Source organism: Saccharospirillum sp. HFRX-2, assembly GCF_043196805.1.
In the GTDB taxonomy this organism is placed as follows: domain Bacteria; phylum Pseudomonadota; class Gammaproteobacteria; order Pseudomonadales; family Natronospirillaceae; genus Saccharospirillum.
In genome coordinates this window covers 1,024,610-1,037,643 of sequence record NZ_JBEBMU010000001.1, presented here as the reverse complement: position 1 = coordinate 1,037,643, position 13,034 = coordinate 1,024,610, and the positions used below count along the sequence as shown (strand labels likewise).

8 protein-coding genes are annotated in these 13,034 nt (G+C 55.6%); 2 read left to right on the top strand and 6 right to left on the bottom strand.

Annotation, left to right across the window (positions count from 1 at the left end; genetic code table 11):
* Positions 1–22 precede the first annotated feature (22 nt).
* Positions 23–1,912 carry a DUF4105 domain-containing protein gene (locus ABMA60_RS04895; RefSeq protein ID WP_392799547.1) on the top strand — a complete coding sequence of 630 codons (1,890 nt, stop codon included), beginning with the start codon at positions 23–25 and terminating at the stop codon, positions 1,910–1,912.
* A gap of 4 nt (positions 1,913–1,916) precedes the next feature.
* On the opposite strand, the gene hemE is transcribed toward ABMA60_RS04895, so the two are convergent.
* On the bottom strand, positions 1,917–2,981 hold the full coding sequence (gene hemE, locus ABMA60_RS04890) for a uroporphyrinogen decarboxylase (protein WP_392799544.1): 1,065 nt from the start codon (positions 2,979–2,981) through the stop codon (positions 1,917–1,919).
* A 117-nt stretch (positions 2,982–3,098) separates the two neighbouring features.
* Between hemE and ABMA60_RS04885 the strand changes: the two genes are divergently transcribed.
* Entirely contained in the window at positions 3,099–3,692 is a 594-nt protein-coding gene (locus tag ABMA60_RS04885; protein ID WP_392799541.1) for an ACP phosphodiesterase, read from the top strand.
* Positions 3,693–3,728: 36 nt separating this feature from the next.
* Here the strand turns inward: ABMA60_RS04885 and ABMA60_RS04880 are convergent, their stop codons facing one another.
* From ABMA60_RS04880 to aroK, 5 genes are all read right to left on the bottom strand, one after another.
* Positions 3,729–5,147, bottom strand: a complete 1,419-nt coding sequence (locus ABMA60_RS04880; RefSeq protein WP_392799539.1) for an FAD-dependent oxidoreductase — start codon at positions 5,145–5,147, stop codon at positions 3,729–3,731.
* 17 nt (positions 5,148–5,164) lie between these two features.
* Complete coding sequence (gltB, locus tag ABMA60_RS04875) at positions 5,165–9,610, bottom strand: glutamate synthase large subunit (RefSeq protein ID WP_392799536.1); 4,446 nt, start codon at positions 9,608–9,610, stop codon at positions 5,165–5,167.
* 222 nt (positions 9,611–9,832) lie between these two features.
* Complete coding sequence (locus ABMA60_RS04870) at positions 9,833–11,266, bottom strand: SPOR domain-containing protein (RefSeq protein ID WP_392799533.1); 1,434 nt, start codon at positions 11,264–11,266, stop codon at positions 9,833–9,835.
* Positions 11,267–11,371: 105 nt separating this feature from the next.
* Positions 11,372–12,454 carry a 3-dehydroquinate synthase gene (gene aroB / locus ABMA60_RS04865; RefSeq protein ID WP_392800418.1) on the bottom strand — a complete coding sequence of 361 codons (1,083 nt, stop codon included), beginning with the start codon at positions 12,452–12,454 and terminating at the stop codon, positions 11,372–11,374.
* Positions 12,455–12,973, bottom strand: a complete 519-nt coding sequence (aroK, locus tag ABMA60_RS04860) for a shikimate kinase AroK (RefSeq protein WP_392799530.1) — start codon at positions 12,971–12,973, stop codon at positions 12,455–12,457. It abuts the gene before it with no gap.
* Between the last annotated feature and the right edge of the window lie 61 nt (positions 12,974–13,034).

Sequence of the window (13,034 nt, the reverse complement as noted above, 5' to 3'; positions counted from 1 at the left end):
GCCCCCTTTCGGGGGCGTTTTTATGCCTATGACGTACTCTACAAGACTTGTATTAATCGCAGTATTTTGTTTTTTAGCATCACAGTTATTCATCACAGCACGAGCGGAATCGGCCGATAGCTTGGCTATTAATGATGCAACCATTAATACTTTAGGTTTAACGGAGAATTGGTATCGACAGCTGTATCTCGTTGGTCAGAACATTGGTCCCTCGCGCGCTCGAGTTCAGGATGATAGTTTTTATTTTTCTACCGGACCGATTATCGATCCGGTTGTTGAGTTAGCCGCAACGCTTACTGCCTTCACTACGGATCTAGATGCAATTGATGATCAGCATCCTATCTGTCAATTTCCGTCCCGATTTTTATTTTTACAACAAGAGCTCGGACTGTTACCCGAGATCCAAATCAGAAGTCATTGCCAAATGTTTGCTGACTGGGCTGATCTGTCTGCCGATAGCCATATTAGCGTTGTCATGGTGGATGGCTATTACGGCAATCCTGCCTCCTCTTTTGGCCACCTGATCGTTCGCATTGGCAGGGATGGCAGTGCCAGCCCACTACTCGATAGAAGTTTCAACTATGGCGCCGATGTTCCCGAGAGTGATGGCACTTTGACCTATATCGTGAAAGGCTTGCTAGGCGGTTACCAGGCTGGTTTTACCCAAGAAAATTTTTACCGCCAGGATTTGGTTTACACCAGAAACGAATACCGCGATATGTGGAACTACCAGTTGGCGTTAACTGATAAACAAGAGCTGTTATTTGTTGCTCATGTATGGGAGTTGCTTGGACATCCGGCCACCTACTATTTCGTTAAAAACAATTGCGCTTTCGCCATCGCCGAAACGCTCGAATTTGTGTTGGATCGCGATCTCGTTGATCAGGGTGTGCTCTGGTATGCACCCGCCGCCTTATTTCAAAAACTGGACCGGCTCGATGCTGAAGATCCAGGGCATCTGGTCACTAAGCGCGAGTTTGTGCCTTCGCAAAAACGCCAATTAGCGAATCTTCTGGATGCGTTAACAACTGCGCAATCGCGGGTTATGCGCCGCTACCTGGACGAAGATGGCGCGTTTTTATCGGAACAATTGGCACAGCTCAGCGATGACGATGCCTCTGCTGTTCTGGAAGCTTTAATTGAGTATCACGACTATCTGATTCGGGGTTACCCGGAAATCGGTACAGACCTCTACGAGCGTCGCCGCCAGTTACTGATTGCCCGGCTTGCGCTACCCGCCGGTCAGCACCTTCAAGTTGACGAAATAGAGCCGGGTACACCGGTGGGATATACCGCTCAAAACTCCCGGATCGGTTTGGGTGCTGTTTATACAGCGGACGATATCAGTACCGTTTTTGGTTTTACGCCCTACCAGCATTCACCGACCGATCGCGGCAACGAAGATTTATCAGAGTTAACCGCACTTCATACCGAAATCGCTGTCACTGAAGATGCTGCTGAACTGCATCGCTTTACCGCCATTCGAGTATCGCAACGCAGCGATTGGCGACAACAATTACCGGAACAATGGCTACTGAGCTGGGAAATGGAAATCGCTGCCGACTGCGTACTTGATTGCCAGCCAACTGAAGGCTTACTACTGAGTGGTGGGCTCGGGCAAAGCGTAAGTATTGGTACGCTGATGTTCAGTGCGCTCAGTCAAGCTAGCCTGACCGGGCGAAAAGTGCAGGCTGGTTTGGATCTGGAAGTCGGCCTGCCGGAACACTGGGGTTGGTCAACCCAGAGCAGCCTCGGCTATTGGCTGCCTGTGACCGAACAAGGCGTCGACGGTTGGGTCGTACAATCCGATATCCGATTTTCACCTAATACACGCCACAGTTTGTTACTCAATACCGCTCTAATGAACGATGACTGGCAAGCTCAACTCAACTGGCAATGGCATTACCGCTGACCGCTCAGCGGTGATACTTCGGACTTAACTCCACCACCGCCTCAACAAAAGCGCCGGCATGTTCCGGATCGATCTGCGGGTGAATGCCGTGGCCCAGGTTGAACACATGGCCGCTGCCTTTGCCGAATTCGGCGAGGATACGTTCGACTTCGTCGCGGATGCGTTCCGGGGATGAATACAAAACCGCTGGGTCGAGGTTGCCTTGCAGTGCGACCTGTTTGCCGACTCGGCTGCGGGCTTCGTCAAGCGGTGTAGTCCAGTCGAGGCCGAGCGCATCGGCGCCACTTTGGGCCATACTTTCCAGCCATTGGCCGCCGCCTTTGGTGAATATAATCACCGGGACTTTGTTGCCTTGATGCGTACGTTTCAAGCCGGCGACGATCTTGCTCATATAGGCCAGTGAAAAAGTTTTATAAGCATCGTGTGCCAGAGCACCGCCCCAGGTATCGAAAATCTGCACGGCTTGGGCGCCGGCTTCGATCTGGGCATTCAAGTAATCGGTGACAGCATCGGCCAGTCGGCTAAGCAGTGCATGCAGCACTTCCGGCTGGTCGTAGAGCATGCCTTTGGCGTGACGAAAATCTTTGGAGCTGCCGCCTTCAATCATATAGGTCGCCAGCGTCCAAGGGCTGCCGGTGAAACCGATCAGCGGTACATCGCCATTCAATGCCTGGCGAATGGTGCTGACCGCTTTCATGACGTAACCCAGATCGGTTTCCATCGACGGCGTTTTCAGCGCTTCAACATCGGCCATGGAACGCACCGTGCGTTCAAAACGCGGGCCTTCGCCGGTTTCGAAATACAGGCCCAAACCCATGGCATCGGGAATGGTGAGGATGTCGGAAAACAGAATGGCGGCGTCGAGCGGGTAACGGCGCAGTGGCTGCAGCGTGACTTCGCAAGCCAGCTCAGCGTTTTTGCACAAACTCAGAAAATCGCCGGCCTGAGCACGCGTCTCGCGGTATTCCGGTAGATAGCGACCGGCTTGGCGCATCATCCACACCGGGGTGCGATCTACGGATTCGCGCAGCAAGGCGCGCAAAAAGCGGTCGTTTTTCAGTTCAGCCACAGTCACTCTACCCTTTATCAAAGTGCGCGCATTATACGCATGCAGGCCTGTGCTGACGAATACAGTGACCGATTGAAGGCGTGTTAGACTGACGCCAGTCAAGTTTCAGGAGCAGCGGTGAACTTTCTCGGCCACTGGTTATTTTCCGACCCGGATGCGGATTCTCTGCTGGGCAGTCTCTGGCCCGATTTCGCGTTGCGGCCCGACCCGAACGATGTTTCATCTCGCTTTATCGAGCATTTCGATCGTCACCAATGGATTGATCGCACCACCGACGCCAGCCCGGAACTGGAATCGCTGCGCCAGCGTCTGCGGCCCAAGCTGCGCAAAACCACGCCCATCGTGGTCGATATGTTGCTCGATCATTATCTGGCGTTGTACTGGACTGATTACCATCGACAACCGCTCCATGACTTCACCGCAACACGCTATCGCGAAACACGCCGCTTCGATGCCCTGCCCTTGCCGCCACGTTTGGAGCGGACGCTGCACTGGATCATTGAAGACGATTGGCTGGGTGGCTACCAACGGCCGGAAAATATCGTCCGCGCACTCGGTGGTTTGTCACGCCGATTAAGGTTTGCTGATGAGATGGAAGCGCAGGGATTTTGGGCAATTGAGCAACTGTTGCTTGAAAGAACAGCGGTCGATGAGTTTATAACGCGAATGATGGGGGATATCCCGGATAAGCCTGACGGCTTTCCGGGATGACGGCTTCTATTTCAGACGCCTTTGTTTAGCTGAGGCTTAAACGCCCAGATAATCCAGAATGCCATCGGCCGCTTGGCGTCCTTCCCAGATGGCTGTCACCACTAGGTCGGAGCCGCGCACCATATCGCCGCCGGCGAAAATTTTGGCGTTGCTGGTTTGGAAAGCGAACTCCTGTTCTTCCGGCGCTTTAACGCGTTTCCAGTCGTCTAGTTGAATCTCGGCTTTATCGAACCAATCGGCCGGGCTCGGCTGGAAACCGAAGGCGATAATCACCGCATCGGCGGGCAAAATTTCTTCTGAACCGGGCACCACTTCCGGACGACGACGGCCGTTTTCATCCGGCTCACCCAACTGAGTGCTGACCAGCTTGATGCCTTCTACTTTGCCGTCACCAACGATTTCAACCGGCTGACGATTGAACAGGAATTGCACGCCTTCTTCTTTGGCGTTGGCGACTTCTTTGCGCGAGCCAGGCATGTTGGCTTCGTCACGACGATAAGCGCAGGTGACGCTCGCTGCTTGCTGACGAATGGAAGTCCGGTTGCAGTCCATAGCGGTGTCACCACCACCAAGAACCACCACGCGCTTGCCTGCCATATCGACAAAATCGGCCGGGTCTTTTTCCCAGCCGTGGCTGTGATTGACGTTGGCAATCAGGAACGGCAAGGCATCATAAACGCCGTCCAGTTCTTCGCCGGGGAAACCGCCTTTCATAGAGTTGTAGGTGCCCATGCCCATAAAGACGGCATCGTATTCCGCGAGCAAGTCGTCGAATTCAACATCAACACCAATTTCAGTATTCAGCCGGAATTCCACGCCCATACTTTCAAAGACTTCACGGCGGCGCGCCATGATGGATTTTTCCAGTTTGAATTCAGGAATGCCGAAGGTGAGCAGACCGCCCACTTCCGGATAGCGATCAAAGACCACCGGTTTAACGCCATTGCGCACCAGCACGTCGGCGCAACCGAGACCGGCCGGACCGGCGCCGATAACGGCGACTTTTTTATCGGTCCAAACCACCTTCGACATATCCGGCTGCCAGCCCATGGCGAAGGCGGTGTCGGTGATGTATTTCTCAGCGTTGCCGATGGTCACCGCACCAAAACCGTCGTTCAGCGTACAGGCGCCTTCGCACAGACGATCCTGCGGGCAAACCCGACCGCAAACTTCCGGCAGTGAGTTGGTCTGGTGACAGAGTTCCACCGCTTCGAGCACATTGCCTTCGCTGACCAGTTTGAGCCAGTTGGGAATGTAGTTGTGCACCGGACACTTCCACTCACAATAGGGATTGCCGCAGTGCAGGCAACGATGCGATTGCTCGGCCGCCTGTTTTTGCGCGAAGGGTTCGTAGATTTCCACGAACTCATGTTTGCGAGTATGAATGTCTTTTTTGGCCGGTTCGCGACGGCCAACATCGACAAACTGAAAATCGTTGTTCAGTCGTTGAGTCATCTTGGTTTCTCCGTCGTTTATTCCGGACGAGCCCGGGTGTTGGACAACAAATCCGACAGGCTTGAAGCCTTCGGTTTGACCAGCCAGAAACGACCGACGTAGTCGTCGTAGTTATCCAGCAATTCCGCGCCCCAGGCGCTCTTGGTGTCGTCGACAAACCGGCCGATCACACCGAATAAATGATCGCGATAGGTTTCCATGCTTTCGGTGCCGATGCGCTGAATATCCACCAGTTCGCGGTTGTATTTGTCCGGGAAGGTGTTTTCCAGATCGAGCACGTAAGCAAAGCCACCGGTCATGCCTGCGCCGAAATTGCCGCCGACATTACCGAGCACTGCAACCATGCCGCCCGTCATGTATTCGCAGCAGTGATCACCAGCGCCTTCAATGACCGCAACCGTGCCCGAGTTACGCACGGCAAAGCGTTCACCGGCACAGCCAGCGGCGAACAAGGTACCGCCGGTCGCGCCGTACAAGCAGGTGTTACCCATGATCGAGGTTTGCTGAGTTTCAAAAGCTGAACCCTTGGGCGGGCGGATGACGATCTTGCCGCCGGTCATGCCTTTACCGACGTAGTCGTTGGCATCGCCATCGAGCACCATATTCAAACCACCAGCGTTCCAGACACCGAAACTCTGACCGGCAATGCCGTTGAGTTTCAGCGTGATCGGCCGGTCGGCCATACCCTGGTTGCCGTAGCGTTTGGCGATTTCGCCAGAAGCCAGGGCACCGATGGAACGATCGCAGTTGCCGATATGGAATTCGAATTCGCCACCGGTTTTGTTTTCGATCGCCGGCAAAATCGCCTTGAGAATTTCGCGCTGTTTGCCACCTTGGTCAAACGGCTTGTTGCGTTCCACCATGCACTGTTGCGGCTTGCTTGGATCGATCTGATCGTTCGACAAAATCGGCGACAAATCTAGGCTCTGCTGCTTGGGCGTCTCGCCTTTTTTGACGGTAATTAATTCGGTCCGACCGATGATTTCGCCAAGGCTGCGATAACCCAACAAGGCCAACTGCTCACGCACTTCTTCGGCGACAAAACGGAAATAATGTTTGACCATTTCCACCGTGCCACGGAAGTGTTGATCGCGCAGATTATCGTCCTGAGTGGCGACACCGGTGGCGCAGTTATTGAGGTGGCAAATACGTAAGTACTTACAACCCAAGGCCACCATCGGCGCGGTGCCAAAGCCGTAACTTTCGGCGCCGAGCAGCGCTGCTTTAATCACATCGAGACCGGTCTTCAAACCACCGTCTGTTTGCAAGCGAACTTTGTCACGCAGGTCATTGCCGCGCAGCGTCTGCTGCACTTCGGCCAGACCCAATTCCCAAGGCGAGCCGGCGTGTTTGATTGAGGTCAGCGGGCTGGCTGCGGTACCACCGTCGTAACCGGAGACGGTGATCAAATCGGCGTAGGCTTTGGCCACACCGGCGGCGACGGTACCGACGCCGGGTTCACTCACCAGCTTCACTGAAATCAGTGCGCTTGGGTTGATTTCTTTCAAGTCGAAAATCAGCTGTGCCAAATCTTCGATGGAATAAATGTCGTGGTGCGGCGGCGGTGAAATCAAGGTTACGCCGGGCACGGAATAGCGCAGCTCGGCAATCAGTTTATTAACCTTGCCGCCGGGCAACTGACCACCTTCGCCGGGCTTAGCACCCTGAGCGACTTTGATCTGAATAACGTCAGCGCTCATCAAATAAGCCGGCGTTACCCCGAAACGACCGGACGCTACCTGCTTAATTTTGGAGCGCCGGTTGGTGCCGTAGCGTTTCGGATCTTCGCCGCCTTCACCGGAGTTGGAGCGGCCGCCGAGTTCGTTCATCGCCATCGCCAAGGCTTCGTGCGCTTCCGGCGAGAGAGCGCCGAGCGACATGGCGGCAGAATCAAAACGCGGGAACAAGGCTTCGGCCGGTTCGACTTCTGAAACCGGTATGGCTTTGCGGTCCGACTTCAATTCGAACAGATCGCGAATGGTCGCGACCGGACGCTGGTTGACGTAATTGGCGAAATCGCGGAAGCGCGCTTCGTCGCCATTTTGCACCGCGTCTTGCAGCGCCTTAACCACATCTGGATTGTAGTTGTGGTATTCGCCGCCGTGGACGTATTTCAGCAAACCGCCCTGTTGGATTGGCTTGCGCGGTTTCCAGGCGTTGTCAGCCAGGGTACAGAGGTCGTCGTGAATGTGTTCAAAGCGCGCGCCCTGAATGCGGCTTTGCACGCCTTTGAAACACAGCTCGACGACATCGGAATGCAGACCAACGGCTTCGAACAACTGGGCACCGCGATAGGAGGCCAGGGTCGAGATGCCCATCTTGGACATGATCTTGAACAGACCTTTATTAATGCCTTTGCGGTAATTTTTGTGCAGCTGGCGCGGGTCACCCTGCAGCTCGTTGGTGCGGATCATGTCGTCCAACACTTCGTACGCCAGGTAGGGATAGATCGCCGTGGCGCCAAAACCGATGGCGACAGCAAATTGGTGCGGGTTACGAATATCACCAGTATCGAGCACGATGTTGGTGTCGCAACGCAGGCCTTTTTCCACCAGTCGGTGATGCACGGCGCCGGTTGCCATCACTGCCGGAATGGCGACCTGGCCGGCTTGCAGATCGCGATCCGAGAGGATGACGATCTTGACGCCATCGCGACTGGCCGCTTCGGCGGTATCGCACAGCGCTTCGATGGCCGCACGCAGATCACCATCGGCTGCGTACGCCAACGGCAGATGCTGATGGCGGAATTCGGGCGCTTCCTGATGCAGGAAGTTCTGATACTTCAGCGGCGACAATACCGGCGAGGTCAGAATTAATCGTTTGGCGTGATCGGCACTCGGCTGGAATAAATTACGTTCTGGGCCCAGACAGGTTTCCAGCGACATCACCACGGCTTCACGCAGTGGATCGATCGGCGGGTTGGTTACCTGGGCAAACTGCTGACGGAAATAATCGGTTACCGGACGTACCTGACGCGACAACACCGCCATCGGGGTATCGTCGCCCATTGAGCCAACCGCTTCCTGACCGCTTTCCGCCAGCGGACGCAATACCTGATCGCGCTCTTCGAAGGAGATATGGAACAGCTTCTGGTAAGCCAGCAGTTGTTCGGGCGACAGTGAGGAACCGTTCACTTCCTCGGCCAGTTCCAGCTTGGAACGCAAACGCACGGCGTTGGTTTTCAGCCAGTCCTTATAAGGATGGGCGCGCTTAAGGCGATCGTCGATTTCTTCGGTTTGCAGGAACTCACCGGTTTGCGTATCGACGGCAACAATACGGCCGGGGCCAACACGGCCTTTGGCAACCACGTCTTCGGGTTTGTAATCGAAGGTGCCGATTTCCGAGGCCAGGGTGATGTAACCGTTTTTGGTGATCACCCAACGCGCCGGGCGCAGACCGTTACGGTCGAGCATGCACACGGCGTAACGACCGTCGGTCAGCACGATGCCGGCCGGGCCGTCCCAGGGTTCCATATGCATGGAGTTGTATTCGTAGAAGGCTTTCAAATCACCGTCGATGTTTTCGACGTTGTGCCAGGCCGGCGGAATCATGGTGCGCGCAGCGCGGAACAAATCCATTCCGCCGAGCAACATCAACTCCATCATGTTGTCCATGCTGGAGGAGTCCGAACCGGTGGTGTTCACCACCGGCTGCAGTTCGTCCAGGTTGGGCAAATAAGGCGAGGCAAACTTGGAGGCACGCGCTTTGGCCCAGTTGCGATTGCCCTGGATGGTGTTGATCTCACCGTTGTGAGCGATCAGACGGAACGGCTGCGCCAGCGGCCACTTGGGCATGGTGTTGGTGGAGAAGCGCTGGTGGAACACGCAAATGGCGGTTTCCATGGTCTTGCTGGCAAGGTCTGGATAAAAAGCCGGCAGATCGACCGGCATCATCAGGCCTTTATAAGACAGCACAGTGTCGGACAGCGAACAGATATAAAACTCTTCATCGTGCGCCATGGCCTGTTCGGCTTTGCGACGAGCCACATAGAGTTTAACGGCCAGTCCTTCACGCGATTCGGCGCGGATAAACACCTGCTCGATGGTCGGCATGCACGCCAGCGCCATCGGACCGCAGACCGATTCATCGGTCGGCACCAGGCGCCAGCCGAGAACCTCCAGCCCCTGATCGGTCAACGAAGATTCCAGTGCCTTGCGGCCTTCGGCGGCGCGGCTGGTTTCGGCGGCCAGGAAAATCATGCCGACGGCGTAGGCATCGCCTAGGTCGGCATCAAAATGCGTTTTGGCTTCGGCGCGAATAAAGGCATCGGGCATTTGCAGCAACAGGCCGCAACCGTCGCCGGTTTTGCCATCGGCGGCGATACCACCGCGGTGGGTCATGCAGGTCAGCGATTCGATTGCCGTTTGCAGCAGATCATGGCTGGCCTGGCCTTCCATGTGAGCGATAAGGCCGAAACCGCAGTTGTCGCGAAATTCAGCCGGATTATAAAGACCGTTTGTCATTGTAATAGTGCCTTGCTGGTCCGGTGACCGAGCGCTGCCTTCCCGTAAAACTGGGGGCATCACAGTGCGCAAAGGAAACCGGGGGTTGAACGGCCGGGTACAGAAAAATCCCGACGCCCCTACTGAAGGTTTGCATCCGAGTCTATTCAGTGACGGACGTCACACAAACAATAACGGTATATTAAGCGGTTGAATTATCGGATTGCCCGATTTTCGCTCATCTCAGTTGTTACGCAGACTGCCAAAAGTCCGTGCCCAGGGCTCCTGGTCGCGGAAACGGGCGGGCAGATTGGCGATGTCGGCACGGGCAGCGGATGGCCCGGCGTAGCGGCCGTGAATCAGCACATACCAGGGCCGTCCCTGATAGCTGGAGGTGACGATGTCGTAACGCTCAGCGTTATCCAGTTCCGCCAGGATGGCCTCGACCGAAGCGCGATTACGCACCCCGACTAACTGCAGGGTGTATTCATTATCAGCGGCGCTGGCCAGCAAGCTTTGTGATGCGGCTGGAGCTGGTTCGGCAACTGACGCTGGTTCAGGCTGGGATGCAGCCTGGGGTTTAGGTGCGCTTTGTGGTGCCGGTTCAGGTTGTGGCTCTGGGGATGGCGTCGCTTCATTCACTGCCGCATCGGCTTCTGCCTGAGCAGCCGCTTCGGCTTCCTGGCGACGCGCCTCCACCCGGGCGACGGCATCGGCCAGGCGTTGCTGAACTTCAGATTCCAGCGGCTCGTCGGCTTCCGGCGTCAAGGGCTCGATTTCCGCCAGTTCGACGGCATCGTCGGCCTCATCCCGCGAACTACCCTGGTTGGAGTAGAGCACCGTCAAAACGATCAGAGTTACCACACCCGCGCCAGCCAACACATGCGTCAGCGGAAAACCCTGCTTGCGCTCGGTGGTTTTAAAGGTGCCGGCGATCAGGTAATCGCGCACCACCTGGTTCAGCTCACCAGGCAAACCACCGGCCAGATCATTGAGCCGGGCAACATCGTTGTCGCCGATGGGCGTGCCATTGGGCTGGCCGGACGCGGCAAAGCGATCATTAAGGTAAACCACCGCATCGGCGCCGCTTAAAGGTTCCAATACCAGGCGATACCAATGATCGTCGTTATCGGATTGGGCGATTGCGGTGGCCGAGCTAGCTAACCACAGTTGCCGCAGACGGCTTTCGGTACGTGGTGCCAGGGTGCGCATCGATTGCAACCAGGTTTGTACATCAGCGGGCAACAGGTCCGCCTGCTGAACAATCAACAGAAAGTTCTCGCCATCTTCAGTGCGCTGCGCAATGGCGTCGGCCATGTTGCGATAGAGACTGGCGGTATCGCCGTCGGCTTTCAGTCCCAGTCCCAACTGACCAATCAGCTCGCGGCTGGCGCCGTCGAGACGATCGATCTCGCTGCCGTCGATCCAGGCAATGCGCCAGTCGTCATCCAGCAAGCGAATCACCTGATGCGAAATGGCGCGTTTGCCACCACCGGTGGGCGCCATCAATAAACAATCCTGGGGGCTGAAGCTCAACAGGTGACGAATATGCTCGGCCAATTCCAACCGTTCACCCGCGCCGCTGAATACCGAAGCATCCACCAGTTCACCAAAAGGGTCCTGGTAAAGGCCGTAGTAATCGAGCATGCGCTGGGTCTGGTCAGTAAAGTCTTGCATAGCATCCACCTGGACGAATGAATTCCGTTTTAACGATCAAGAGTAACGATCACAATCGCTGAATTAGCTTTGGACCAAGCGACTGAGTTCGTCAAGGTCGCAGCATCAAAAGCGTGCCGTCAGACACGCCTGTAACTGGTTGGCATCGAAGTCTGCGGTGACCACAGCCCGACCCAGCGCCTGCAACAATACCAAACGCAACTGGCCAGATTCGACTTTCTTATCGCGACTCATCTGATTCATAAAATCATCGGCGCTCATCGTCGACGGTGGTGCCACCGGCAAGCGTGCGCGTTCGATCAGGGAGCGGGCGCGATCAAAAACCGACTCATCAATCCAGCCCAAACGCAGCGACAAATCACACGCCATCACCATGCCGGCACCGACCGCTTCGCCATGCAACCAGGCGCCGTAACCTTGTTCGGCTTCGATGGCATGACCAAAGGTATGACCCAGATTCAAAATAGCGCGCATGCCTTGCTCGGTTTCATCCGCTGCGACCACCTCGGCTTTGAGTTCGCAGGAACGGGCGATGGCCTGAACTAGGGCTTCGGGTTCTTGCGCCAGCAATTCATCCAGATGTTGTTCGAGCCAGACAAAGAAGTCGGCATCGTAGATCAGGCCGTACTTAATTACCTCGGCCAGGCCGGCGGATAATTCGCGCTCGGGCAAGGTATTAATCACCTGCGGATCGATCATCACCGCGATCGGCTGTTTAAAAGCGCCGATCATGTTTTTGCCCAAAGGATGATTGATGCCGGTTTTACCGCCGACCGAGGAATCGACCTGCGATAACAAAGTGGTTGGCACCTGAACAAAATCGATGCCTCTTTGATAGGTGGCCGCCGCATAGCCGGTCAGATCACCAATAACGCCACCGCCGAGCGCGACCAAGACGGCCTTTCGTGAGAAGCGTCGCTCCAGTAAAGCGTCGTAGATCAGGCCAAGAGTGTCGGCATTTTTGTGCGCTTCACCGTCCGGTAATACCAGACTTTCCAAGCGCCGACCCGGAGCTTCCAGGGTTGCCAGCAACGAGTCCAAATACAGCGGCGCCACGGTTTCGTTGGTAACAATCAACACTTCCTGGTGCTTGACTAAAGACTGCCAGGCTTTGGCGTCGGCGAGAATTCCAGATTCAATAATGATGGGATAGGAACGATCACCCAGATCGACACTCAGTTGCATGATTCAACGCTTCAATTTTAATTGTTTGATGATTTCCCGAACCACTGCCCGGGGCGATTGGCCATTGGTGTCGATGGTCAGATGAGCGGTCGCTTCATAAAAAGGACGCCGCTCACTGGCCAGACGACGCAAGGTCCCTTCCGGGTCCGGACCGTTCAGCAGCGGCCGATTGCGATCCTTGGCGGTGCGCACTAATTGTTGCTCCACCGAGGTTTTAAGATAGACCACCTGTCCTTTGGTTTTCAGCAGTTCGCGGTTTTCCGGACGAATGATAGCGCCACCGCCGGTAGCGATCACCTGACGACCCTCGTCGACCAATTCTGCCAGCACGGCAGTCTCCCGGTCACGAAAACCGGACTCGCCTTCAAGATCAAATATCCACGGAATATCGGCGCCGGAACGCGCTTCGATTTCGCGATCGGAATCAATAAAGGGTAGCCCCAAGCGCGTCGACAATAATCGACCGATGGTACTTTTACCCGATCCCATAGGACCAATGAGAATAATGGAGGTGTGATTCATCGCGCCAGTTTATCACTGTCCGGCAGACAGGTAACGGTTCAGCGCCGCATGAATGGGTGCA

Bases quoted from the DNA above. Each gene is read 5' to 3' on its own strand.
- ABMA60_RS04895 (WP_392799547.1), top strand. From the start codon at position 23: ATGCCTATGACGTACTCTACAAGACTTGTATTAATCGCAGTATTTTGT.
- ABMA60_RS04880 (WP_392799539.1), bottom strand. From the start codon at position 5,147: ATGACTCAACGACTGAACAACGATTTTCAGTTTGTCGATGTTGGCCGT.
- gltB (WP_392799536.1), bottom strand. From the start codon at position 9,610: ATGACAAACGGTCTTTATAATCCGGCTGAATTTCGCGACAACTGCGGT.
- ABMA60_RS04870 (WP_392799533.1), bottom strand. From the start codon at position 11,266: ATGCAAGACTTTACTGACCAGACCCAGCGCATGCTCGATTACTACGGC.
- aroK (WP_392799530.1), bottom strand. From the start codon at position 12,973: ATGAATCACACCTCCATTATTCTCATTGGTCCTATGGGATCGGGTAAA.